18 protein-coding genes and 1 pseudogene are annotated in these 24522 nt (G+C 72.3%); 2 read left to right on the top strand and 17 right to left on the bottom strand.

Going from position 1 to position 24522, the window contains the following annotated elements; all coding sequences use genetic code 11:
- Window positions 1-335 precede the first annotated feature (335 nt).
- Entirely contained in the window at window positions 336-10019 is a 9684-nt protein-coding gene (locus ACZ6S5_RS03345; protein ID WP_465997272.1) for a hypothetical protein, read from the top strand.
- Between the two features lie 52 nt (window positions 10020-10071).
- On the opposite strand, the gene ACZ6S5_RS03340 is transcribed toward ACZ6S5_RS03345, so the two are convergent.
- The 17 genes and pseudogenes from ACZ6S5_RS03340 to ACZ6S5_RS03260 all read right to left on the bottom strand — a co-directional run bounded on the left by ACZ6S5_RS03340 (window position 10072) and on the right by ACZ6S5_RS03260 (window position 22441).
- A complete protein-coding gene (locus tag ACZ6S5_RS03340) occupies window positions 10072-10923 on the bottom strand; it encodes a PhzF family phenazine biosynthesis protein (RefSeq protein WP_465997270.1) in 852 nt (283 codons plus the stop codon).
- A gap of 16 nt (window positions 10924-10939) precedes the next feature.
- Entirely contained in the window at window positions 10940-11458 is a 519-nt protein-coding gene (locus ACZ6S5_RS03335; protein WP_465997268.1) for a GNAT family N-acetyltransferase, read from the bottom strand.
- A 74-nt stretch (window positions 11459-11532) separates the two neighbouring features.
- Window positions 11533-12765 (bottom strand): RICIN domain-containing protein, encoded by a 1233-nt coding sequence (locus ACZ6S5_RS03330; protein ID WP_465997266.1) that lies wholly within the window; start codon window positions 12763-12765, stop codon window positions 11533-11535.
- A gap of 188 nt (window positions 12766-12953) precedes the next feature.
- Window positions 12954-13469: a DsrE/DsrF/DrsH-like family protein gene (locus ACZ6S5_RS03325; protein ID WP_465997264.1), complete on the bottom strand. Its 516-nt coding sequence runs from the start codon at window positions 13467-13469 to the stop codon at window positions 12954-12956.
- Window positions 13470-13483: 14 nt separating this feature from the next.
- Window positions 13484-13798, bottom strand: coding sequence for a TusE/DsrC/DsvC family sulfur relay protein (locus ACZ6S5_RS03320; RefSeq protein ID WP_465997262.1), 315 nt, complete (start codon window positions 13796-13798; stop codon window positions 13484-13486).
- Window positions 13799-13803: 5 nt separating this feature from the next.
- A complete protein-coding gene (sqr, locus tag ACZ6S5_RS03315) occupies window positions 13804-15033 on the bottom strand; it encodes a type III sulfide quinone reductase, selenoprotein subtype (protein ID WP_465997260.1) in 1230 nt (409 codons plus the stop codon).
- Window positions 15034-15112: 79 nt separating this feature from the next.
- Window positions 15113-16399, bottom strand: coding sequence for an MFS transporter (locus ACZ6S5_RS03310; RefSeq protein ID WP_465997258.1), 1287 nt, complete (start codon window positions 16397-16399; stop codon window positions 15113-15115).
- A complete protein-coding gene (locus ACZ6S5_RS03305) occupies window positions 16396-16971 on the bottom strand; it encodes a helix-turn-helix domain-containing protein (protein ID WP_465997256.1) in 576 nt (191 codons plus the stop codon). The genes ACZ6S5_RS03310 and ACZ6S5_RS03305 overlap by 4 nt, the downstream gene beginning before the upstream one ends.
- Before the next feature lie 86 nt (window positions 16972-17057).
- Window positions 17058-17510, bottom strand: a complete 453-nt coding sequence (locus tag ACZ6S5_RS03300) for an HIT family protein (RefSeq protein WP_465997254.1) — start codon at window positions 17508-17510, stop codon at window positions 17058-17060.
- Between the two features lie 41 nt (window positions 17511-17551).
- Window positions 17552-18037, bottom strand: coding sequence for an SsrA-binding protein SmpB (gene smpB, locus ACZ6S5_RS03295; protein ID WP_465997252.1), 486 nt, complete (start codon window positions 18035-18037; stop codon window positions 17552-17554).
- A 117-nt stretch (window positions 18038-18154) separates the two neighbouring features.
- Window positions 18155-18703: an SUKH-4 family immunity protein gene (locus tag ACZ6S5_RS03290; protein WP_465997250.1), complete on the bottom strand. Its 549-nt coding sequence runs from the start codon at window positions 18701-18703 to the stop codon at window positions 18155-18157.
- A gap of 178 nt (window positions 18704-18881) precedes the next feature.
- Entirely contained in the window at window positions 18882-19826 is a 945-nt protein-coding gene (locus tag ACZ6S5_RS03285) for a phosphotransferase (RefSeq protein ID WP_465997248.1), read from the bottom strand.
- Window positions 19827-19855: 29 nt separating this feature from the next.
- Entirely contained in the window at window positions 19856-20047 is a 192-nt protein-coding gene (locus tag ACZ6S5_RS03280) for a DUF397 domain-containing protein (RefSeq protein ID WP_465997246.1), read from the bottom strand.
- Window positions 20038-20136: pseudogene (locus ACZ6S5_RS03275) on the bottom strand (XRE family transcriptional regulator); the annotation flags it as partial. The gene ACZ6S5_RS03280 and the pseudogene ACZ6S5_RS03275, both read right to left, overlap by 10 nt.
- A gap of 117 nt (window positions 20137-20253) precedes the next feature.
- Complete coding sequence (locus tag ACZ6S5_RS03270; RefSeq protein WP_465997244.1) at window positions 20254-20880, bottom strand: lysoplasmalogenase; 627 nt, start codon at window positions 20878-20880, stop codon at window positions 20254-20256.
- 11 nt (window positions 20881-20891) lie between these two features.
- Complete coding sequence (locus tag ACZ6S5_RS03265) at window positions 20892-21719, bottom strand: sterol desaturase family protein (protein ID WP_465997242.1); 828 nt, start codon at window positions 21717-21719, stop codon at window positions 20892-20894.
- The gene (locus tag ACZ6S5_RS03260) at window positions 21716-22441 is read right to left on the bottom strand and encodes a FadR/GntR family transcriptional regulator (protein WP_465997240.1); all 726 of its coding nucleotides are present in this window, start codon (window positions 22439-22441) and stop codon (window positions 21716-21718) included. The genes ACZ6S5_RS03265 and ACZ6S5_RS03260 overlap by 4 nt, the downstream gene beginning before the upstream one ends.
- Window positions 22442-22639: 198 nt before the next feature.
- Between ACZ6S5_RS03260 and htpG the strand changes: the two genes are divergently transcribed.
- On the top strand, window positions 22640-24472 hold the full coding sequence (htpG, locus tag ACZ6S5_RS03255) for a molecular chaperone HtpG (RefSeq protein WP_465997418.1): 1833 nt from the start codon (window positions 22640-22642) through the stop codon (window positions 24470-24472).
- Window positions 24473-24522 lie beyond the last annotated feature (50 nt).

The following is a 24522-nucleotide window of genomic DNA, read 5'->3' as shown; positions in this document are numbered from 1 at the left end:
CCCGCCTCGGCGGCCCACGGGTGACCGAAACACCATGACCGATCCGGACCATACGGGTGCGGCCGGCGTACGGCTGGTTGATCCCGGCGGGTGCCGCGCAACTGTCCGAAAGCGTCGGCCGTCCGTCATGGACGGCCGGGTTTTCCCGTCCGGTGCGGTCGACCGGTCGAGCTGAGCGCCCAGTCGGCACGGCACCCTCGGCGAAGTGACGTCGACCGATCGGCCTGACACCCTGTCACCATCTCGACACAGAAGTTGTGAGTCGCTTCCGCGATCGATGTGCTGGCGCCTGACCAGCGCCGTCGAGTGACGGCCATCGAGGAACGAGGTGGCTCATGGTGGCTCTACGGCGGCTGCTCGCCGCGCTCACCGCGATGGTGGTGACCGCCGCGCTCGCCCTGGTGTGGACCGCGGCGCCCGCCCACGCGGACGAGGCGTGGGAGACGGCGCTCAAGAACCTGATGTCGCGGACCGCCACCTGGGCGGAGGGTGGCCTGTCCCGGGTGGGCCTGCTCGGCCAGCCGCTGCCGCTGCTCGGGGTCAGCCCCGGTGCGCTGGTGGACACCGACAAGCTCGCCCGCAAGGCCTCCGACGCGTTGGCCGGCGGGCTCACCAAGGACGACGTCGACCTGGGCGGCGGCACCCGGCTGACCAGCACGGTCAGCACCAGCGGTGGGGACCACCTGCTCGACGTGCTGCTCACCACCAAGCGGCAGGTCACCGACAAGGACCTCGCCGTCGGCGGGGTGACCCTGGCCAAGGCGGTCGACGTCACCGGCTGGGCGACGCTGCACCTGAAGGCGCGGCACACCGCCGCTGGCGAGACGTACCTGGTCCGCGACGGGGACACCCCGCGCATCGACGTCGACGCGGCCGCCAGCCTCCGGTCCGACCTGGACCAGGCCACCGCCTCGGTCGGCATCCTCGGCGTCACGCTCACCGCCGGCAGCACGCTGACCGCCCGGACCCACGTGAAGGTCACCCTCACCGACCCGAACGGCGACGGCCGGCTCGCCTTCGACACCTCGGCCGGCGCCGGGACCGGTGAGCTGGGCGCGTCCGGGTCCCTCGCCGGGCTTGTCCAGGTCGCCCTGGACAACTCCGGTGGTGGGAAGGTCTCCGACACCGAGACCGAGCCCGGCCCCGGCTCCGTGCACGGCGTGGTCAAGCTCGGCGCGGCCACCTCCGGCGCCCCGTTCGACCTGCCCGCCGTCGCGGCGACCGTGAACGTCGACTGGAACGACATCTCCGTCGGTAGCCCGACCGTGACGACCACCGGGCTGGACGAGACGATCGCCAAGTTCCGCAACATGAGCCCGCTCGACCTCGCCGCCGGCCTGGCCCAGCTCGCCACCCTGCTCGGTGGGGTGCAGCAGAGCGGGCCGGCCGGCAACCTCAGCCTGCCGTTCCTGCGCGGCACCTTCGCCGACGCGGTGAAGGTCAACGAGAAGCTCACCGGCTTCCTCAAGAAGTACGTCCACCCGAAGCCGGACGACCCGGAGTTCAACCCGGCCACGGACGACCCGGCCAAGGCCGGCCAGCCGAAGTTCAGCTCCATCCAGGAACTGGTGAAGCTGCTCGCCGCCGAGGGCCTGCCGGTCGACAACCTCTCCTTCGCCGGCGAGAAGCTGGTCTTCCGGGTGAAGCTGGAGCGGGAGTCGACCGTCGCGGTGCCGCTGGACCCGGGCGCCGCCTCGGTCTCCGGCCGCGGCGCCACGTTCACCGCCAACGGCTTCAGCCTTCCCGCCGACGACCACCGGTTCACCCCGGGCGAACTGGTCGGCCAGCGGGTCGTCGCCGGCACCTCGGCCGGCACCATCGCCGCCAACACGGCCACCTCGGTCACCCTGGCGGAGAACTGGATCGGTGGCCAGCCGGCCGCGGACAGCGTCTGGGTGATCAGTGGCTCCAGCCCCAACATCGGCGCCGTCGAGCTGGCCGGAACGCTCACCAAGCCGGCCGGCGGGGACAAGAAGGTCGGCCTGCGGGCGGCCAACGCCCAGGCCAGCTTCGCCACGGTGAAGCCGAAGTACACCGCCGCCGTCACCCTCGTCCTCGACCTGCGCGACGACCTCGGCAGCCCGGCCGCCAACGCGGACCGGGTGCTGCTGCGCACCGACCCGGCGACGCCGCTGTTCGCCGCCGACTTCCCGATCGCCACCGGCGTCGACTTCTACGCCAACGCCGGCTTCCTCAAGGTCAAGCTGGGCGGCGACCTCGCCGTCGGGCCGGCCGCCGCCGGCCAGCGGATGCTCCAGGTCAGCTTCAGGCAGGCCCAGGACATCAGCCTCGGCGAGCTGTTCCGCCGGCTCCAGTCCGAGCCGGCCACCCTGCTCGCCGTCTCCTCGTCGGTGAAGACCACCGGCCGGGTCACGGTCAGCGTCCCGGGCGCCACCGGCGCCCTCGGCCAGGGCGTCGGCGTCGACGTGAGCTGGCAGGCCGGCCAGCAGCCGGTCGTCGACACCAGCAGCCTCGCCGGGCTCTTCGCCGTCGACTTCAACCCGGACGACCCGAAGGCCCTGTTCGCCGTCGTCGTCGAGGCGCTGCGGCTGGTCAACGCCGCGCTCGTCCAGCCGGACGGCGGCAGCGGCCCGCTGAACGCCGAGATCCCGCTGCTCGGCCGCTCGGCCCGGGAGCTGCTCGGCGCCGACGAGAGCGGCGTCGGCAAGGGCGTCACGTTCGTCGCCGACGGCGGGAACTTCCTGCTCAAGGACGGCAACCGCAGCGGCGACGCGGCGTTCGACGAGCGGCTGACCGGCCGGACCGTGGTGATCGGCAGCCAGGCGTACCGGGTGCTGGACCGGGTCGACGGCCAGACCCTGCGGGTCGCCGCGGCCGGCACGCCGAGGCCCGCGGACGGCACCGCGTACGCGCTGCGCCCCGAGCTGGCCGACGCGCTGGACAAGCTGCTCGCCTCGCCCCCGGACACTCTCCAGGACGCCCTCGACCTGCTCAACAACGCCATCGGCGCGGGCAGCGGGATCCAGTTCACGCTGGACGAGCGGGCCGGCGGGCCGTACCTGCGGATCGGGCTGGACTGGAAGCGCAACGTGCGCACCGCCGGGCCGCTCGCCTTCGCCTGGGACGGCGCCCGGGACCTGGTCAGCCTGGACAGCTCCGGCACCTTCGCCCTCGACGTCGACGCCCGGGCCCAGCTGGGCCTGCTGCTGCCGCTCAAGCTGAACGCGGCGCCGCTGCTGGACAAGACCTCGTCGGCGAAGGTCACCGTCAGCGGTGGGATCAACGACGCGGCCCTCGCCGCCCGGGTCGGCCCGCTGGCCCTGGACCTCGGCAAGGACCCCGACTTCGCCACGGTCAAGGCCAACCTCAGCGTCGGCCTCGGCGGGCTCGCCGCCGACGGGCCGGTGACCGACCTGCTCGGCCTCACGCCGACGTTCACCACCGCCGGCGTCGACTGCGGCGGCGGGGTCGGCGGGGCGAGCACCCCGATCTGCGCCCGCGCGCCGCTGTTCGTCAACAACTGCGAGCCGGCGGACGCCACCAACCTGCTCACCTTCACCATGGGCCTGGACCTCACGCCCACGGCCAACACCCCCGACCTCACCTCCTGCTTCGCCAACCTGTCGCTGAAGCTCACCGACTTCAACGTCGGCATCGACGGCTACCTGGCGAAGGTCGAGGAGGCGTTGCGGCTGGCCAGCTTCGACGGCAAGCTGCCCCTGGTCGGCGACGACCTCCAGCAGGGCCAGAAGTTCGTCGCCCAACTGCGTGAGCAGGTCAAGGCGGCGATCGGCCCGGTGCTGGCCAACGCCACGCTGGACAGCGCCGGCATGCAGTCCGCCCTCGACGCGGCCCTGCACGACCTCGACCCGGGCGTGAGCGCGGTGGTCGGCTGCCGCAGCGGGGTGGCCACGCCCTGCCAGCCGGAGGACTTCCAGTCCATCCGGATCAAGCTCACCAGCTCCCGCGGCGCGCCCTCGGCCGCCGACGGCTGCGAGGACGCCAGCGACACGGACAAGTGCCTCACCGCCAACGTCCCGCTCAACCTCGGCATCCCGGGCCTGTCCCTGAAGGCGAAGAAGGGCGCCACCGACGGCATCCAGGCCAAGCTCGGCTGGAAGCTGCACCTGGACCTGGTCCTCGACCGGGACGAGGGCTTCTACGTCCCCACCCACGACGGGGACACCGCGCCCGAGGTGCAGATCGGCGCGAACTTCGACACCACCGGCGACCTCGCCGCCCAACTCGCCTTCATCCAGGTGAAGGCGACCAAGCAGGCCACCGGGCCGCTGGTGAAGGCGTACTTCGGGATCGACCTGAAGGGCTCGGTGGGGGAGAAGAGCTGCTTCGACCCCACGGTCACCGACAACTGCACGGCGAAGCCGGCGGACAAGCTCACCCTCGCCGAATTCGCCGACCTGGGCTCGCTCATCGCCACCGACCTGAGCGCCGACGTGAACATCGACTGGCGGTTGGCGGCGGCGGTCGACACCGGCGACGACGTCTCCGCATTGCCCGGCATCAGCGCCCGCTTCACACTGAAGTGGGGCCTGAAGCACCAGCAGGGCGGACTCACCGCGACCGGCGGCAACGTCACCACACCGCTCCAGGTCACCTTCACCGAGATCGCGCTGGACGCCGGCTCCTTCTTCACCAAGATCCTCAAGCCGGTGGTGGAGAAGATCAAGGCCGTCACCGGCCCGCTCCAGCCAGTCATCGACACCCTGTACGCGCCGATCCCGGTGCTGTCGGACCTGTCGAAGGCCACCGGCGGCCCGGACATCACCCTGGTCTGGCTGGCCAAGACGTTCAGCACCCTCGCCGGCGGGCCGAAGCTCGACTTCGTCGACACCGTTCGCGAGGTGATCACCTTCGTGAATCGGATACCCACCAGCTGCGCCACCAACTGCTCGATCCCGCTCGGCGCGTTCCAGGTGAACGCGGCGAAGGCGCTGACCACGGAGGTCTCGCCGGCTTCGGCGGACAGCCTGATCGACCGCACCACCGGCTACCAGCCGGCGAAGGACACGGACGTCAAGGCGGCGGTGGACGGTGCCTCGCCCACCACCGGCGGGAAGCTGTTCACCCCGGACGACAAGGGCAAGACCAACGCCCAGAAGACCGGCTTCAGCTTCCCGGTCTTCGACAACCCGGGCTCGCTGTTCGGGCTGCTCATGGGGCAGGACGTCGAGCTGGTCAGCTTCGACTCCGGGCCGCTGTCGCTCGGCTTCAGCTGGCGGCAGTCGTTCGGCCCGGTCTACGCGCCGCCGCCGGTGCTGGTCACCCTCTCCGGCAGCGCCTCGGTGACCGCCCGGTTCATCGCCGGCCTGGACACCGCGGGCATCCGGCACGCCGTCGAGGCCGCGACCGACGGCACCGCCCTCGACGCGGTCGGCCTCCTGGACGGCCTCTACTTCAAGACCACCGACACCAGCGGCACGCCCGTCCCGGTGGTCACCCTGCGCGGCGAGATCGGCGCCGGGGCCGAGGTCAGCGTGCTCATCGTCAAGGCGGGCATCGAAGGGGGCATCCGGCTCACCGTCGGGTTCAGCTGGAACGATCCGAACAACGACGGCAAGTTCCGGACCAGCGAATTCCTCCAGGCGCTCCTGGTCAACCCGATCTGCCTCTTCACCACCAGCGGCCAGCTGTCGGTCTTCCTCAAGGTCTACATCACCATCGACCTGTTCCTGTTCTCGAAGACCTTCGACTTCACCCTGGTCGACGCCACCCTGCTCGACTTCCGGGCACAACCCGACTGCAAACCGAAGCCACCGGAGCTCGGCGGCACGGTCGGGGACACCCTGGTGGTCTTCGCCGGCAAGTTCGGCAAGAAGGAGCAGCGCGGGGACAAGGCGTGGGACAACGGCGCCGGCACCTACGCCGGTGACGTCGTGAAGGTGTACGCGCTGCACTACGCCGACGCGGGCACCACCGGCGCCAGCGACGACTTCGACGGCTTCGCGGTCGAGGCGCTCGGCCGCAAGCAGGAGTTCCTCGATCCGAACCTGACCCGGGTGGTCGTCGACGGACGCGGCTACCAGGTCGCCGACGCGGACAAGACCTCGCTGTCGATCCTGCTGCTCGGCGACGGCGACACCAGCGGCGACGGCACGCGGACGTCCCCGTTCGACAAGTCGGCGGTGATCATCGGCTCCGACGGCAAGGACCAGATCCGCACCGGCACCGGGCCGGCGTACGTGGACGGACGCGGCGGCGACGACGTGATCGTCACGGCCGAGGCGGCCGGCCAGGTGAGCCGCGTCGCCGGCGGCGCCGGGCAGGACACCGTCACCACCGGCGACGGCAACGACGTGGTGGCCGGCGACAGTGGCCTGGACCCCGTCGACCGGGCCGGCGGCACGAGCGTGCACACCTCGGTGGGGGACAAGACCCTCGCCGGGTTGGTCGACTGGACGAAGCTCAAGGATCCCACCGAGGAGACCACGGGCGCGGCCGACCACGTCACCGTCGGGCACGGCGCCAGCACGGTCTACGGCAACGGCGGCGACGACGTGCTCGGCGTGGTCGTCGACGACCGGCCGAACGGGAAGAACACCCTGGTCGGCGGTCCGGGTTCGGACATCCTCAACGGCGGCAAGGGCGACGACACCGTCCACACCGCGAGCAGCACCGTCCCGTCCGACCCGGACGCGGCCGGCAGCGGCGACGCCGGGCTGGTCAACAAGGTCGACACCGGCTCCGGCCAGGACACCGTCCACGGCAGCGCCGGCAGCGACCTGGTCGTCTCGCACTCCGCCAACGGGCAGACCGGCCACCTGTACGGCTACGGCGGCGACGACGTGCTGGTCGGCGGCTACGGCACCGACGAGCTGTTCGGCGGCCCCGACCAGGACTACGTGATCGCCGAGCCGTCCACGGTCGGCGACCCGGACGGCACCGACGGCTACGGCCCGGCCCGGCAGGTCACCCACCAGCCGCTGCCGGCCGGCACCCAGTCGCAGACCAAGCTGCTCGTCGGCGGCCTGGGCAGCGACCACGTGATCGGCGGCGACGGCGGGGCGACCGTCTTCGGCGACCGGCGCATCGTCGACGAGACCTGCGCCGACGCCAATCTCGCCGGTGCCCAGCCCACCCCGACCGACCAGGGCTCGGCCGACCTCATCCTCGGCGGCGCCGGGGTCGAGGTGGTCACCGCCGGCAGTGGCGACGACCGGGCCGACCTCGGTGGCGGCGACGACCGCGCCTGCGGCCAGCTCGGCGACGACACCCTGCACCTGGGCGGCGGCGCCGACCGGGCCTGGGGCGGGCCGGGCGTCGACCAGCTGCACGGCGACGACGGCGTCGACCTGCTCTTCGGTAACACCGGCGACGACGGCCTGTACGGCGGCACCGGCGAGGACACCGCCGAGGGCAACGAGGGCGGCGACCAGGTCTTCGGCGGCCCCGACGGCGACGTGCTCTACGGCGGGGGCCGGGTGGCCGGCGTGGCCGACGGCCGGGACTTCGTCTACGGCGAGGAGGGCGTGGACCGGCTCGTCGGTGACAACGGCACCCCGCGGATCGGGGACGTCGGGCCGTACCCGCTGGACCTGGCCGGGGACGTGGCCGCGGCCGGCGCCGGGGACGTGATCTCCGGCGGCCCGGACGACGACGTCGCGTACGGCGGGCTCGGCGACGACCGGGTCGACGGCGACGGCGGGGACGACCAGATCGAGGGCAACAACGGCGCCGACCTGGTGCACGGTGGCCTCGGACGGGACGAGATCGTCGGTGGCTCCGCGCAGGAGCCGACCGCCGGCACCGGCCGCCCGGACACCGGCGACCAGCTCTACGGCGACGCCGACGCCGACCTGATCGCCGGGGACAACGCCCGGTTCGCGCCGGCCACCGCCGACGCGACCCGGGTCACCCAGGGCCGGTCCGGTACGCCGCGCAAGGTCACCCTGCTCGACCTCGGGTTCACCCCGGCGGCCGGCACCAGCGGCGGTGACCTGATCTCCGGCGGCGACGCGGACGACGTCATCTTCGGCCAGGGCGGTCCGGACCGGGTGCACGCCGACGCGGGCGTGGACTTCGCCGAGGGTGGGCCCGGCTCCGACTGGGTCGAGGGCAACGCCGGCGACGACGACCTGGTCGGCGGTTCCAGTACGGCGTACGACGGGACCGGGGCGGCCACCACGGGCCAGCCGGACACCGCGGACGCCCTGTTCGGCGGACCCGGGTCCGACGCGGTCATCGGCGACAACGGCGCGGTGCTCCGCCCGCTCGCCGGTGAGCAGCCCACGGCGGTGACGGTCCGGCTCGGCGCGGACGGCAACCCGTTCGGCCCGCGGATCGTGGTGCTGCTGGACCGGGCGGCGGCCACCGCCAACCGGTACGGCGCGGACCGGATCAGCGGCGGCGACGGCGTCGACACCCTCTGGGGCCAGGACGGCGACGACGCCCTGACCGGTGACGGGGACGGCGACTACCTGGAGGGCAACGGCGGGGCGGACACGCTGCGCGGGGACAACCCGCTCGGTGCGGCCGGCCGAAGCACGGTGACGCCGCTGCCCGACGCCGGCTGGCCGGGCGACCCGGCGGCCCCGGCCGAGCTGGTCGGCGCCGGCACGCCGGACGGGCAGGACGACCTGATCGGCGGCAGCGCGGCCGCCGGGTTCCGGGACACCGGTGACGTGGTCGAGGGCAACGGCGCCGACGACGTGGTCCTCGGTGACAACGGGTCGCTGCTGCGGACCGTGACCACGGTCGACGGGAAGGCGGCCGAGCGGGTCTACACCGAGCGGTACCCGACCGGCGCGGTGCCGGTCGACGCCACGGTGGCCCGGACCCACGATCCGGCGCTGCCCGGGCCGTCCACCCGGTTCTGCACCACCGCCCAGTCCACCTGCGAGCCGGCCGGGGCCTACGGCAACGACCAGCTCTACGGCGACGGGGGCAACGACGGGGTGTGGGGTCAGGACGGCGACGACCTGATCCGGGGCGGCTCCGGCGACGACGACCTCTTCGGTGAGCTGGGCGCCGACACCCTGTACGGCGACGACGGCCGGGACGCCATCCTCGGCGACCGGGGCGGCGTGGTGAACCAGTACCTCAACGCCGACGACGTAGCCGCGCTCGGCTTCACCGCGACCCTGTCGTCCGTCCCGCAGGAGACGTTCACCGGGTTCCGGGCCGGCGGCTACGACCGTCGGGTGGACCTGCTGCACGACACCGACGGGGACGCCTGGATCGGCTCGGCCACCTCGGCGCCGATGCCGTACCCGGGCCTGACCTCGGGTGCGGGCGACTACATCCGGGGCGGGGCTGGCGCGGACAACATCCACAGCGGTTCCGGCGACGACATCGCCAACGGTGACAGCGGCGGTGATGAGGTGTTCGGCGGCGAGGGCGCGGACGTGCTCTGGGGCGGCAAGGGCTGTGACCCGGTGCTCGACGCGGACAACCCGCAGTGCCTGGTGGACGGCGTGTTCAGCGCCGCCGCGCGGGGCGACCGGGACCAGTACGTCGACCACCTGTTCGGCGGGGCCGGGGCCACCAGTGGCCCGGCGGTGACCGCGGTGCTCGGGGCCGACCTGCTGGACTTCCGGCCGCGCGGCTCCTACCCGGACAACTGCGCGGCGGGTGCCTGGCCGGTCGACCTGGCCGCCGGGACGATCGACCCGTGCCGCTGGTTCGAGGCGACGAACCTGGACAACGACGTCCTCGCCGACAACCAGCATCACCACGGCACCGACTGGATCTACGGCGGTTGGGACCGGGACGTGCTGCAGGGCGATGTGACCCAGAACGGGCCGAACAACGGGGACCGGCTGTTCGACTGGAACGGCGCGTACAACCTGTACACGCACTGCAACGCCGCGTACGGCGGGTTCAACGACATCCGCCAGCACAGCCCGGCGATGCAGGACTTCCTCACCCGGCTGGCCTGGGCCACCGGCGCCGGCCGCAGCGCGAGCGACGTCACCACCGCGGGCACCTCGGCCTTCATCGAGCTGTCCTACGTCTATCCGCGGGACAACCCGGACCAGGGGGCCGGGGCGGCGTTCCCGACCACCCCGGGGCACTTCGACACCCCGTCCTGCACCGACTGAAACAAGCGGACCGGGGCCCGGCTCTCCTGTGGGAAGCCGGGCCCCGGCCTGTTCAGCTCTCCGACGGGTCGGGCATGGCCACGGCGTTGCCGGTCACCCGGATGCCGCCCGCGGCCGGAACGTCGACCACCAGCAGCCCCGGCCGGCCCAGGTCCGCCCCCTGGTGCAGGCGCAGCGTGGTCGGCGGTTCGACCAACCCATGGGTACGCAGGTAGCCGCCGAGCGCGGCGGCGGCCGCACCGGTCGCCGGGTCCTCGACGACCCCGCCGACCGGGAACGGATTGCGTACGTCGAACTCCGTGCCGGTGGCACGCCACACCAGCGCGACGGTGGTCCAGTCCTGGCGCCGCATCAGGTCGCGGAGCCGGTCGAAGTCGTAGTCGAGGGCGGCCAGCCGCTCCCGCGTCGCCGCGGCCAGGATCAGGTGGTGGGCGCCGGCGTACGCGACCCGGGGCGGCAACGCCGGGTCGAGGTCCCCGCGGGCCCAGCCCAGGGCGGCGAGCGCCTCGGCGAGATCGTGCTGAGCCACCGGCGTGTCCGAGGGCGCCACGCTGGTCAGGGTCGCGGTGGGGCGTCCGTCGGCGTCCCGGGCCGTCGACACCGCGACGGTCCCGGCGCGCGTCCGGAAGGTCAGCTCCCCGGTGCCGCCGCGCTCGGCGACCGCGACCGCCGAGGCGATGGTCGCGTGGCCGCAGAACGGCACCTCGGCCTGCGGGCTGAAGTAGCGGACGTCGAAGTCGCCGGGGCCGGTGGCGGTGAGGAACGCCGTCTCTGAGTATCGGATGCCGGCCGCGATGTCCTGCATCTGCGGGTCGGTGAGGCCACCCGCGTCGAGGACCACGCCGGCGGGGTTGCCGGCTGCCGGGTCGGTGGTGAAGGCGGCGTAGCGCAGGACTTCCGTCATGGCGCCAGGTTACGCGTCAGCTCCCGGTGGACCTGGTCCAGCGGATCTCACCCTCGTCCCGGACGTCGGTGGGGGTCAGGCCGGCGGCGGTGGCGACGGCGGCGGATGCCCGGTGCTCCGGGTGGATGTGGGCGATGATCGTGTGCACCCGTTGTTCTTCGAGCCAGGCCACCAGCCCTCGGGCTGCTTCGCCGGCGATGCCCCGCCCCTGCCAGGGAGTCCCGACCACCCAGGCGACCTCCGCGACGCGTTCGGAGGCGAGGCCGGTGACGGTCGCCTGGACCGTCCCCACCAGGCACGCCTCGTCGCGGAGCTGGATCACCCAGTTGCACCAGGAGACGGTCGGGTCGGGGGACCCGGCGACGAGCCGTTCGTAGCGGGCGCGCAGGGCCTGTTGATCGGCGGGAGCGCCGCCGATGAAGGTGTGCAGGTGCGGGTCGGCCAGGACGGCGGCCATCTCCTCGGCGTGCCGCACGAGCAGCGGCAGGAGAACCAGCCGGTCGGTGCGGATGGTGTCGGCCCGGACCGGACTCATGCCCCTCACGGTATCCCGGACCGCCGGTGGGGCCCGGTGCCCCCGAGGGAGAGCCGGGCCCCGGTCGGAGCGCGTCAGCGTTGCCACTTCTGGTTGGCGCCGCCCGTGCAGTCCCAGATCTGCAGTCGGGTGCCGTCGGCGGAGCTGACACCGGTGGCGTCCAGGCACTTGTTGGACTGCGGGTTCACGATGTCGCCGGCCGAGGTGAACACCCAGCGTTGGGCGCCGGTGCCGTTGCAGTCGTAGAGCTGCACCTTGGCGCCGTTGGCGGTGGACCCGGCGGTGACGTCCATGCACTTGCCGAGGGCGCGGACCGAGCCGTCGGACGCCCAGGTCCACCGCTGCGCGGCGGTGCCGTTGCAGGTCCAGAGCTGGATCGGGGTGCCGTTGGCGGTGTTGGCGCTCGCCACGTCCACGCACTTGCCGCCGTAGCCGACGATCGGGCCGCCGGTCCCGCCGCCGCTGTCCCAGGCCTGCACCCGGACGTAGTCGACGACCATGGTCTGCGGGAAGACGGTGCTGCCGTCCGGCGAGCCGGGCCAGTTGCCGCCGACGGCGACGTTCAGCAGCATGAAGAACGGGTGGTCGAAGACCCACTTGTTGCCGCCCACGTCGGCTGGCGTCTTGCGGGAGTACGCGACCCCGTCGAGGTACCAGGTGATCGAGTCGGGCGCCCAGTCGACGGTGTAGGTGTGGAAGGCGTCGGCGAGGGCCTGCCCGTTGGGGAGCGAGGTGGCGCCGCCGAGCCCGCCGGCGCCGGAGTAGCCCGGCCCGTGGATGGTGCCGTGCACGGTGGACGGCTCGTAGCCGACGTTCTCCATGATGTCGATCTCGCCGCTGTTGGGCCACGGGTTGGTGCCGATGTCGTTGCCCAGCATCCAGAACGCGGGCCACATGCCCTGCCCGCGGGGGATCTTGATGCGCGCCTCGAACCGGCCGTACGCCTGGGCGAAGGTGCCCCGGGTCAGCAGCCGGGCCGAGGTGTACTGGCAGCTGCCGTACCAGCAGTTGAAACCGCTCGGGTTCTCCTTGCGGGCGGTGATGACCAGGTTGCCGTTGCCGTCGAGGGCGGCGTTGCGGGTGCTCGTGGTGTAGTACTGCAATTCGTTGTTGCCCCAGCCGCTGCCGCCGGTGTCGTACCGCCACTTGCTGGCGTCGGGCGCGGCGCCGGCGGCACCGTTGAAGTCGTCGGACCAGGTCACGGCGCCGGGTCCGGCCATGGCGGGGGTGCTGGGGATGGTGGTGAGCGCGGCCGTGAGACCCACGGCCGCGAGTGCCACGGCGGCGATGGTGCGGATGCTGCGCACGGGTGCCTCCCTCGGGTTCGGGTTGTCCCCGCGCGGCCGGGGGACGGGCCGGCCGAACGGTAAACAAACTATAAAGATAGACTTCGATGAAGCTATGAACGAAGTCCCGAACTGTCAAGAGAGCGCTTCCCGAAAGGAAGGGTCCCCTGTTAACGCCTCGCGTTGTACAGGGGGCCCCTCCTAACACCTCAGATGAACAGCAGCTGCGCCCCGTCGGTCTTCTCGATGAAGTCCGCGGCGCTGATGATGCCCTCCACCCGCTCGTACAGGTCGTCCTCGGTGAGGTGCATCAGGTCGGCCGACATCCGGCAGGCCCAGAGGTGCCCGCCGGAGGCGACGATCTGGTCGAGGAACTCCGGCACGTCCGGCACGCCCAGCTCGGCGATCTGCCGGCGGAGCTGGTGGGTGGCGAGCGCGGTCATCCCGGGCAGGCCGCCCAGGCCCTGCGGGACGTGCGTGGCCGGGTTGCCGACCGGGGTGAACTTCAGGTCGGCCATCCGCGACTTCGTGATCATGTCGAAGCCCCAGAAGGTGAAGAACAGGTGGGTCTCCACCCCCTCGCCGAGTGCGGCGTTGGCCAGCACCAGGCCCGGGTACGCCATGTCGAGGCTGCCCTTGGAACAGATGATGGCGAGCTTGCGGCCGGTGTCGGCGTCGAAGTCCGGCACCACGGTCGGTCGGGTCGCCGTGGCGGTGGTGGTCATGGCCGTTCCTCCTCTCACACGCAGCCGCGCGGCTTAGGCAGGCCGGCGACGTACGCCATCTTCTTGGCCGGCTTCTTCGGAAAGAGCGCGAACAGCTCCCTGGTCGGGACGCCGGTCAGGCCGGTGACCCGGCGCAGGGTCGCGGTCTCCCCGTGTTGCCGGTAGTCGGCGCGCAGCGCGGTGAGGATCCGCCGGTGCGCGTCGGTCAGCTCCAGGCCGATCTGCGCGGCGAGCTGGGTGGCCAGGTCGTCGTCCCACTCGTCGTACGCGGTGAGGAAGCCCTCGGCGTCGACGTGGATCTCGCGCCCGGCGATGCTGGTGACGGTCATCGCGATCACTCCTCGGGGTGCTTGCCGGCCATCGACATCCGGGCCGGCAGGGGGACGGGGCGCCCGGGCAGCAGCACGTGCCAGTACAGCCAGCGGAACGCGAGCTTGCCCCAGTGGTTGACCGGGCTCTCCCGGAGCAGCCGGAACGGGCCGACGCCGGGGATCGGGTAGCTGCCGGGCAGGGGTTCGGTGTCGTAGTTGAAGTCGATGAGCAGGCCACGGCCGTCGCCGGACTCGACGAAGCAGTTGGCGTGCCCGTCGAAGCTGCCGGTCATCGGCTCGCCGCGGACGTGCCGGAGGAAGTTGTCCACGAACACCTCGGCGGAGAAGTGCGCCACCGAGCCGGCCTTGGAGGTGGGCAGGTCGTTGGCGTCGCCGACGGCGAAGATGTTCGGCCAGGCGGTGGAGAGCAGGGTGTGCCGGTCCACCGGGACGAGGTTCAGCTCGTCGCCCAGCCCGGACCGGGCCACGTATTCGGCGCCCATGTTCAGCGGCACGGTGACCAGCAGGTCGTACGGGATCTCCCGGTCGTCGTAGGAGACCAGCCGGTGGTCCTCGACCCGCTCGACCAGGAAGTCCGGCTCCAGGGCGATCTTCCGCTCGGCCAGCATCGCGCCGAGGTGTCGGGCCGCCACCGGCTTGGTGAACGCGCCGGCCAGCGGCGTGGCGTAGACCAGGTCCACCCGGTCGCGCATGCCGCGCTCGCGGAACCAGGCGTCGGCGAGGAAGGCGAACTCCAGCGGCGCCACCGGGCACTTGATCGGCAGGTCGGTGACGTGCACGACCATCCGCCCGCCGGGGAACCGCCGCAGCGCGTGCGACAGTGCCACCGCCCCGTCGTAGGTGTAGAAGTCGAAGACGCTCTTCCGCCACCGGCTCGGGTCCAGCATGCCGGGCGTCTGGTCGGGGCGGGGTGTCACGCCGGTGGCGATGACCAGTTGGTCGTAGGGGAGCCGCTCGCCGCCGACGAGCAGCACCTCGTTCTCGGCGGGTAGCACCCGGTCGATCTCGCCGTGCCGCAGGTTCACCCCGGAGCGCAGCAGCGACCCGGTGGGCCGGAAGGCCGTGGCGGGGGCCGCGCCGAACGGGATGAACAGGAATCCGGGCTGGTAGTAGTGCCGGTCCCGCTGCTCGACGACGGTGACGTCCCAGTCGGCGCGGTCCAGCCGGCGGCGGAGCTTGTTGGCCACCATAGTTCCGGCCGTGCCCGCGCCGAGCACCAGAAGTCGTCTCATCGTGGACCACCTCCTATACCCCTAAGGGTATGTGCGAAGTGGTCGGTGCGGGCAGGGCCGGAGGTCCCGTCCCGGGCCGTCAGTCGGCGGCGTGGCCGGCGGTCGCGGGCGACGGGTGGGGCTGCTCCTGATCGGCGGTCGGGGGTCGGCGCATCGACCGCCAGGGCCCGCCGAGCAGGGGAGTGACCACGACCAGCAGGTAGCAGGTGCCGACGGTGACCAGGGTGGCGGTGGTGCCGAACCGGTCGGCGGCGAGACCGGCGCCGAACGCGCCGACCGGCATCGCGGCCCAGGCGCCCGCCCCGACCACGCCGTACACCCGGGCCCGCATGTGCGCCGGCACCCGTTCGAGCTTCACCGCGCCGATCAGCGGGTTGATCGCGCCGGCGGCGAGCCCCGCCAGCGCGAACACCGCGGCCACCACCGGCAGTGGAGGTGCGGCGGCCAACGCCCAGAACGGCGGCGCGCCGGCGAGGGTGAACGCGGTGACGAAGGTGGCCCGCCGGGGCAGCCGGTGTCCCACCGCGCTGAACAGCAGCGAGCCGACCAGCGCGCCACCACCCATCGCGCCGACCAGCAGGCCGAACGCGGTCGCCCCGCCGAGGTCACGGGCGGCGACGACCGGCAGCAGGACATTGCTCTTGGTGGCGTCGAAGAGGTTGGTCACCAGCACCAGCAGCACCATGGCGCGCAGCAGCGGCTCGCGGACCAGGAAGCGCAACCCCGCGGCGAAGTCCCGCCAGTACCCGCCGGAGGAGGCCGGCGCCGGATCGGCCGGGCGCAGGGCGGCCGGTACCAGGACGGCGACCGCCAGCGCCGAGACGGCGAAGGTCGCCGCGTCCACCGCCAGCACGGGCAGCGCGCCGAGCGCGCTGACCAGCAGGCCGGCGACCGGCGCCCCGATCAGGCGGGCGCCGCGCTCGGTGGCCTCGAACCAGCCGATCGCCCGTTCCGTCGGTACGTCGGCGGCGGTCGCCGCCTCGGGCAGCAGCGCCGTACGGGCGGTCTGGCCGGGGGTGTCGAGCAGGCCGCTGACGAAGACCAGGCCGAGCAGCGCCGGGAAGGGCAGCCCGACCGTGGTGTGCAGCACCGGGATGGCGGCGACCGTCACGCCGGAGACCAGGTCGGCGAGGACGCTGGCCCGGCGGTAGCCGATCCGGTCGACGAGCACCCCGCCGAAGGCGCCGCCGAGCACGACCGGGGCGGTGGCGCACGCCCCGGCGAGGCCGGTGGCCGCCGGGGATCCGGTCTCGGCGAGCACGTACAGCGGCAGCGCGATGAGGGTGAGCATGTTGCCGGTCAAGGAGACGACGTGCGCGCCCAGCAGGCCGATCAGCGGGGCCCGACGCGCGGCGGCCGTCGTCATCGAGGGCTCCGGAACGCGTGGTACATCAGGGTGACCATGCGGGCGTCGGGACGGTTCGCGTCGCTGCGGGCCCGCCAGCGTTCGGCCAGCGCGGCCAGGTCCGCCCGCAGCTCCACCAACTCGTCGCTGGTCAGGTGCAGGGTGGAGTCGCTGCTGGTGGTGCCGCGTACCCACTGCGGGTCGAGGGTGGCCTCGGCGTCGAGGTAGTTCCGCAGCTGGTCGACGTACCGGTCGAGGATGGCGCGGCGCAGCAGGTCGGAGGCGGCCTTGCGTTCCGGGTCGGCGAGCGTCTCGACCGGCTCCCACGAGGTGCGGGCGTGCGCCGCCCGCCACCAGCGTTCGCGGCGGTTGCGGGCCAGCTCGGGAGCCTCCCGGACGAAGCCGTGCTCGGCCAGCTTGCCCAGGTGGTAGCTGACCGACCCGACCGCCTCGTCGGTGATGTCGCTGAGCATTCCCACGGTCTGCGGGCCGCGGACGCGCAGTTCGCCGAGCAGGCGTAGCCGGGTGGGGTGGGCCAGCGCCCGCATGGCGCGGGGGTCGGTGAGGTGCAGGGTGGTGGGCTCGTCCGTCACGAGCCTCACCCTAGACCGACAACATATGATGTACAAGAAGTCTTGTTGACGTGCCGTCGGCGGCTCACGGCCCGCTACCGGCCCGTTCAGGCGAGATGGGGCCGCAGCCGCGCGCACAGGCGCGCGACCTCGGCGCCGGTGCCCCGGGGAGCGTCCGGCCACTGGCTCCCGGAGAACCAGTCGTACTCGTCAGGGGTGCCGGCGTGCCGTACGAACAGGTGCTGGTGGAAGTGGGCGACACCCATACCGACCACGGCGGTGAACACGAACTCGGGACGCAGCTCCGCCCGCAGGCCGACGGCGGCGCGCCGGGCCAGGCGGCCGACCGCCTCCGCCTCGGCCTCGGTCAGGTCGGCCAGGTAGGGGACGTGGCGGCGGGTCTCCACGAACAGGTAGCCGAGCATGACGGTGCCGTCCGGGCCGACCGGGCGGTGCGAGACCATGAGCTGCTCGTCCGCCCACAGCACCTCCCCGACGAGGGCGCCCTCGCCCCGGTGCTTGGCGCAGATCGGGCAATCCGGCTCGGGTCGAGAGGTCACGGGCGGCAGGTTAGCGTGCCGCCCACCGTCGTGGGGACCGGTCAGCGGGCGACGGTGCGGCCCTTGAGGCGGCGGCCCAACTCCCGGGCGATCTCCCGGTTGGCGTCCCGCTCGGCGAGCGCCTGCCGCTTGTCGTACGACTTCCTGCCCTTCGCCAGACCCACCTCGACCTTGGCCCAGCCGTTCGAGAAGTACATCGACAGCGGCACCAGGGTGATCCCGCCGTCGCGCAGCTTCTCCAGGATCCGGGCGATCTCCACCCGGTTCAGCAGCAGCTTCCGGGTCCGCCGGGGCGCGTGGTTGGTCCACGTGCCGTAGCCGTACTCGGCGATGTGCAGGCCGTACAGCATGATCTCGCCGTCGCGCTCCTGGGCGAACGCGTCGACCAGCGACGCCCGCCCCTCGCGCAGCGACTTCACCTCGGTGCCGGCCAGCACGATCCCCGCCTCGTACGTCTTGAGGATGGTGTAGTCGTGCCGCGCCTTCTTGTTCGAGGCGATCAGCTTGCGCCCGTTCTCCCTGGCCACGCCGGCAGGATACCCGCCGGCGCGGCGCCCGGAGGCGCCCCGCGCACCACCTGGCACTCCCAGGCGAGCAGCGTCGACCGGAAGCCGGTGCCGGATCCGCCTGGCACCGGCGCGCCGTCAGTAGAGCCAGCGATCGAGAACCGCCGGCCAGAACCAGGACGAATGGTCGTCGCCCGCGAAGGCGGCCGGGTCGACGGCTCTGATCTCGTCCGCGATGGCGGCTAGTTCGGCCAGGGCGGCGTCCTCGTCCTCATCGTCGTCGGGCCCGGTCAGGACGCTCGACGCGGCGAGGCGGCTGCCCAGGATGTGCAGCGAGCACAGCAAGTGGCAGACCGAGGAGTTGACGAACCAGGCATGCCCGTCCGACTCCGCGACCCGCAACACCCGCCCCGTCTCCGGCGCGGCGACGTACGCCATCGACATATCGCCGGCGGCCATGCCGCACTCCTCCGCCAGCCGGTACCGCGACCGGTCCGGCCGGAACACCACCGCGTCGACCAGACCGTCGATCAGGGGTACGCCCGACTCCACGAGCGCGGACCGCTGGACGGCGGGTAGCCGCCATCCGGTCAGGGCCGCCCGATCCGCCCGGACGACCCGCCCGGCGCCCGCCCAGGCGGTGAGCTCCGCGAAGGTCGGCGGCTCCGGCAGGTCGCTGTCGCGCACAGGGCATGCTAGCCGGCCGGCCGGCCCCTTGGTCGAAACCACAGGTTGTCTCAACCACGCCATCGCTTCTCCAGGCGTGGCCGCCGTGCAGCAGAACCGGGACCCGCTCGGCGCGGACAACGAACTCCTCTCCACCCCGGTCCAAGTCAACTGACCGGGTGACGGGCGCTTGAGTGGATCAACGGTCGGCGAGCAGGTGTCCGAACCGGCCCAGCGCGGCCTCGCCCCGGTCGAGCATCTCCTCGGCCGGCTCCGGCCCGAACCGTTCGGCGACCGCGCCGACGAACATCGCACTGCTGAAGGCGGTCGCCCAGGCATGCCCGGCGTGCGCCTGCCACGGATCGAGCGGACGCCCGGCGACGTCCTCCCACGCCCGCAGGTACGCGGAGAACCCGGCCGATGACGTGTCGGCGGACAGCGCGACGTCCAGCATGAGTGGGCCGACCCGGGAGCTTCCCCAGTCGATCAGACGAGGCGGGTCGGACTCGTCCTCGGCCACGACCACGTTGTGGCCGTACACGTCGCCGTGCAGCAGGGTGGCGGGTAGCAGGTGCAGCCCGGCGTGGATGCGCTCGTCGCGGCACCATCGATCGAGCAGGTCCAGGGCCCGATCGTGGACGAGGTGGGGATCTCTACGCTGAGCATGGCGAATTCCCGAGGTGGCGAAGCCCAGGAACGTGTGGCGGCAGAACGCTTCATCGACGCGGGAGAGAGCGGCCGGCAACGCGCGCGAACGCCCGAGGTGCCGGTGGTGCAGCCGGGCCAGACTCGCGAACACCGCCTCCGGGACCGCCGCATCCCACGGCAGGGTCGAGCCCGGATAGTAGGGCGTCACCACCCACGGGCCGGACTCGTCGGCGCCGGCGTCGATCAGATGCGGGAAAGCGTCGGCGGCGGGTGTCGCCGCGGCCTCGCGCAGGGCGATCACCTCTGCGGCGGAGGCATGCTTCGCGACCACGTCGCACCGATCTCGCCGACCGTCCGACCGTACGGCGACGACCTCGACCCGCTCGACCAGCGGTGACACGACGCCGCCAGCGAGGCGACGCCGTACTCCGATCTCCACAGCGGTGGGATCAGCGCGGGTACCGAGCAGCCACCGGGCGAGGGCGACCCTTCGCACCGGCACAGCCTGGTTGCTCCGCGTGGGGATCAGCCTCGTTCGGCGAGGTCGGCGACGAAGGACTGCCAGGCCGACGGCGTGAAGGCGAGGACCGGGCCGTTGGGGTCCGTGGAGTCCCGTACGGCGACGACGCCGGGCAGGTTGCCGGCCACCGCGGCGCAATCGCCGCCGTTGCTGCCGCTCTTCGTGCTTTTGCGCCACCGCACGCGGGTCAAGTCCATGATCCTGCTGCTTCCCTGATCACGTCTAGGGATTGCGTTCGGGACAGGCACTCGCCGCGAATACGCTCCCATCGCCGGTCCAGCGTAGCGCGGGTAGCCCGGCGGTTGTGATCGACTCGCCCTGCGGCAGGTCGGGGTGTCCGCCGCGCCGGAGACCGCGACCTGCCGCATCCCGAGTGGATCAACCGGGCGGGCGCCGCGTCGTGTCAGGCGAGCACCGCCGACGGCGGAGGGGCCGCCGCGGCGGGGGCCGGGGCGACCGACCAGCCGGTGGTGATCAGGAACAGCGCGGCGATGTACGTCGTCATCACCAGCAGGCCCTGACCGGGCAGGGAGAGCCCGGCCGCGCCCACCCCGATCAGCAGGTCGGAGACGAGGAAGAGCGCCCCGCCGGTCGCCGTACGGGCCGACACCCCGGTCGCCGCCGCGGCCATCAGGGACAGCGCCAGGCTGTAGCCGAGCACCGGCAGTCGCAGCGGCCCGAGCGCACCCCAGAGCAGACCGTTGGCGACCGCCCACAGGGCCACGTACGCCACCACCGCCGGAATGGGCGGCCGGCGGCGCCGCAGAAACGCGGTGCCGAAGCCGACCTGGGTGCCGAGGAAGCAGCCCATGCCGACCAGGAACGCGGTCCGGCCCGGCACCAGCAGGGCCACGTCCCCGGCGGTGGCACAGACCAGCCCGACCGCCACGCCGTCGACCCGCCGCCGCACCGACCACAGGTACGCCAGCAGCACCGGTGCGAGCAGTGGCTTGGCCGTCCACTGGAGCACGGTGGAGTCCACCGCCACCGCGACCAGTTCGAGCAGAGCCACCGCCCCGAACAGGGGCAACCAGGAGCGCCTCACCGGGAGGGCTGCCAGCCGGGCCGGCCGAACACGTAGCCGAGGCGGTCCCGCCAGGAGCCGGCGGACCGGGCGTCGGCCCAGATCGCGGCGAACTCGTGGGTGGCCACCCGTAGCGGGTTGTAGGTGGTGATGTTCTTGGTCAGCCCGTACCGGACGGCGGCGCGTTCCGGCTCGAAGGTGCCGAAGAGCCGGTCCCAGACGATCAGGATGCCGCCGTAGTTGCGGTCCAGGTACTCCGCGTTGGAGCCGTGGTGGACGCGGTGGTGCGACGGGGTGTTGAAGACCAACTCGATCGGCCGGGGCAGCACGTTGATCCGCTCGGTGTGCAGGAAGAACTGGTAGAGCAGGCTGATCGACTGCTGCAGGAAGATCATCCACGGCGGGATGCCGAGCAGGGCCAGGGGCAGCCAGAACGGCAGCGAGGTCATCGGCGTCCAGCTCTGTCGCAGGGCCGTGGAGAGGTTGTAGTAGACGCTGGAGTGGTGGACCACGTGGCTGGCCCAGAGCACGCGTACCTCGTGGTGCAGCCGGTGGAACCAGTAGTAGGCGATGTCGTCGGCGAAGAAGACGATCACCCAGGTCCACCAGTCGCCGGGGGAGAGGTGGATCGGCGCGACCAGCCATAGCCCGGCGTAGAGGCCGGCCGTGAGCAGCTTCCACGGCACGCCGATGATCTGGCTGCCGAGCCCCATGGAGAGGCTGGTGGTGGTGTCGCGTACCTCGTAGCCGCGTTCGTCGTCGTCGGGGAGGAACCGGTACGAGACGGCCTCGATGATGACGAGCAGCAGGAACGCCGGGACGGCGTAGAGCACGGCGGGGATCATGCTCGGGCTTCCCTTCGGGTGGCGGGGGTGGGGGTGGTGACCGGCGCGGTCAGCAGCGCCCGGGCGTGCCGGGCGGCCGCCGTACCCTGGCCGGCCTCGATGGCGGCGGCGAGCCGGCGGTGGCCGGCCACGTCGAGCAGCTCGGCGGCGCGGGCGTCCGGGGGGACGTCGCCGATGGCCAGCGTGCCGGCCACCAGGCTGTTGAACGCCAGCAGGTAGGCGGTGTTGCCGCTGCCGGTCACCACGAGCCGCCAGATCGCGATGTTGGCCTCGGCCATCCGGCCCAGGTCGGGCGCGAGCGAGCCGTACTCCTCGGCGGCCGCGACCAGCGCGGTGGTCACCGCCGGGTCGGCCCGCTCGGCGCAGAGCCGGGCCGCGTCGATGCCGACGCACGCCCGCATTTCCAGCATGTCGCGGACCAGCGTCTCCACCGGGAGTACGTCGCCGGAGCGGGCCAGCGACAGCGCCAGGTCCAGCCCGGCGTGCACCCGCCAGTCGAGCACCCGGGTCGCGCCGCCCTGGCTGACCCGGACCAGGCCGAGCTGCTGGAGCCGGCGCAGCGCCTCCCGCACGGCGTGCCGGTTGACCGCGAACGTAGCGGCCAGCTCCCGCTCGCCGGGGAGGGTCTCCTCGGGCCGGTAGCGGCCGCTGACGATGGCGTCGCGGAGCTGGCCGAAGACGTGGTCGGAGACCGAGGCGCGGGGGACGGGGGCGAAGGCCATGGCCAGCAGTGTGGTCCCGGACACATCAACCCGTCAACTGGTTGGACCAGTCGAGTTTCCGCCACCCTGCGCTGCACCGATGCGCACGCCTCGTATCCTTTCCGCCGGAAGCCCCGAGAACTGGTGGAAGGAGTCGGTGTGAGCGACCGGGTTGAGACGTTGGAGTTCCAGGCCGAGGCCCGTCAGCTGCTCCAGCTGATGGTCCACTCGATCTACTCGAACAAGGACGTCTTCCTGCGGGAACTCATCTCGAACGCGTCCGACGCGCTGGACAAGCTGCGGTTGGAGTCGCTGGTCGACAAGGACCTCGAGGTCGACACCGCGGACCTGCACATCGAGCTGGAGGTCGACAATGACGCCCGGACGCTGACCATCCGGGACAACGGCATCGGCATGTCCCGCGACGAGGTGATCGCCCTGATCGGCACCATCGCCAAGTCCGGCACCGCCGAGCTGCTGCGCAAGCTGCGCGAGTCCCAGGACGCCGCCGCCTCCCAGGAGCTGATCGGCCAGTTCGGCGTCGGCTTCTACGCCACGTTCATGGTCGCCGACCGGGTGACCCTGCTGACCCGCCGGGCCGGGCAGCGCGGCGGCACCCGCTGGGAGTCCACCGGCGAGGGCACCTACTCGGTGGAGACGGTCGACGAGGCCCCGCAGGGCACCTCGGTCACCCTGCACCTCAAGCCCGCCGACAGCGAGGACAACCTGCACGACTACACCGCCGAGTGGACCATCCGGGAGATCGTCAAACGATACTCCGACTTCATCGCCTGGCCGATCCGGATGACCGTCGAGCGGTCCGGCGAGGACGGCGCGACCACCCGCGAGGAGCAGACGCTCAACTCGATGAAAGCGCTCTGGGCCCGCTCCCGCGACGAGGTCGACGAGGCCGAGTACAAGGAGTTCTACCGGCACGTCGCGCACGACTGGGCCGACCCCCTCGAAACCATCCACATGCGCGGCGAGGGCACCTTCGAGTACGAGGCGCTGCTCTTCCTGCCCTCGCACGCCCCGCTCGACCTGTTCTCCCCGCAGGGCCGTCGCGGCGTGCAGCTCTACGTCAAGCGCGTGTTCATCATGGACGACTGCGACGCGCTGATGCCCAACTACCTGCGCTTCGTCAAGGGCGTGGTGGACGCGCACGACCTGTCGCTGAACATCTCCCGGGAGATCCTGCAGCAGGACCGGCAGATCCGCGCCGTACGCCGCCGCCTGGTGAAGAAGGTCCTGGCCACCCTGAAGGACCTGAACGCCGAGGCGTACCGCACCTTCTGGACCGAGTTCGGCGCGGTGGTCAAGGAGGGCCTGCTCGAGGACCCGGACAACACCGAGGCCCTGCTCGACCTGGTCCGGGCCGCCTCCACCAACGACCCGGCCGAGCTGACCACCCTGCGCGGCTACGTCGAGCGGATGAAGGACGGCCAGACCGAGATCTACTACGCCACCGGCGAGAACCGGGCCACCATCGAGAACTCGCCGCACCTGGAGGCGTTCCGCGCCAAGGGTTACGAGGTGCTCATCCTCACCGACCCGGTGGACGAGGTGTGGGTCGAGCGGGTCGGCGCGTACGACGGGAAGACGCTGCGCTCGGTCGCCAAGGGCCAGGTCGACCTGGAGACCGACGAGGAGAAGGAGAAGGCCGAGGCCGAGCGGCAGGAGTACGCCGACCTGCTGACCTGGATGACCGGCGCGCTCGCCGACAGCGTCAAGGAGGTCCGGCTCTCCACCCGGCTCACCACCTCGCCGGCCTGCGTGGTCGGCGACGCGCACGACATGACGCCGACGCTGGAGAAGATGTACCGGGCGATGGGGCAGGAGGTGCCCCAGGTGAAGCGGATCCTGGAGCTGAACCCGACCCACCCGCTGGTGACCGGGCTGCGCAAGGCGCACGAGCAGGGCGCCGACAGCACCGTGTTGACCGAGACCGCCGAGCTGCTGTACGGCATGGCGCTGCTCGCCGAGGGCGGGGAGCTGGCGGACCCGTCCCGGTTCACCCGGATCCTCGCCGACCGGCTCGCCCGTACCTTGTAGCCCTGCGGGAGCGACAGACCCTGGCCGGCCCGGCGTTCGCCGGGCCGGCC

The organism is Micromonospora sp. NPDC051924 (assembly GCF_055586005.1).
This window is presented reverse-complemented; position numbering and strand designations above follow the sequence as displayed.

What these genes read in the sequence shown, in the direction of transcription:
- ACZ6S5_RS03345 (WP_465997272.1), top strand. Translation starts at nt 336, where the DNA reads ATGGTGGCTCTACGGCGGCTGCTCGCCGCGCTCACCGCGATGGTGGTG.
- ACZ6S5_RS03340 (WP_465997270.1), bottom strand. Translation starts at nt 10,923, where the DNA reads ATGACGGAAGTCCTGCGCTACGCCGCCTTCACCACCGACCCGGCAGCC.
- ACZ6S5_RS03335 (WP_465997268.1), bottom strand. Translation starts at nt 11,458, where the DNA reads ATGAGTCCGGTCCGGGCCGACACCATCCGCACCGACCGGCTGGTTCTC.
- ACZ6S5_RS03325 (WP_465997264.1), bottom strand. Translation starts at nt 13,469, where the DNA reads ATGACCACCACCGCCACGGCGACCCGACCGACCGTGGTGCCGGACTTC.
- ACZ6S5_RS03320 (WP_465997262.1), bottom strand. Translation starts at nt 13,798, where the DNA reads ATGACCGTCACCAGCATCGCCGGGCGCGAGATCCACGTCGACGCCGAG.
- sqr (WP_465997260.1), bottom strand. Translation starts at nt 15,033, where the DNA reads ATGAGACGACTTCTGGTGCTCGGCGCGGGCACGGCCGGAACTATGGTG.
- ACZ6S5_RS03310 (WP_465997258.1), bottom strand. Translation starts at nt 16,399, where the DNA reads ATGACGACGGCCGCCGCGCGTCGGGCCCCGCTGATCGGCCTGCTGGGC.
- ACZ6S5_RS03280 (WP_465997246.1), bottom strand. Translation starts at nt 20,047, where the DNA reads ATGGACTTGACCCGCGTGCGGTGGCGCAAAAGCACGAAGAGCGGCAGC.
- ACZ6S5_RS03265 (WP_465997242.1), bottom strand. Translation starts at nt 21,719, where the DNA reads ATGATCCCCGCCGTGCTCTACGCCGTCCCGGCGTTCCTGCTGCTCGTC.
- ACZ6S5_RS03260 (WP_465997240.1), bottom strand. Translation starts at nt 22,441, where the DNA reads ATGGCCTTCGCCCCCGTCCCCCGCGCCTCGGTCTCCGACCACGTCTTC.
- htpG (WP_465997418.1), top strand. Translation starts at nt 22,640, where the DNA reads ATGGTCCACTCGATCTACTCGAACAAGGACGTCTTCCTGCGGGAACTC.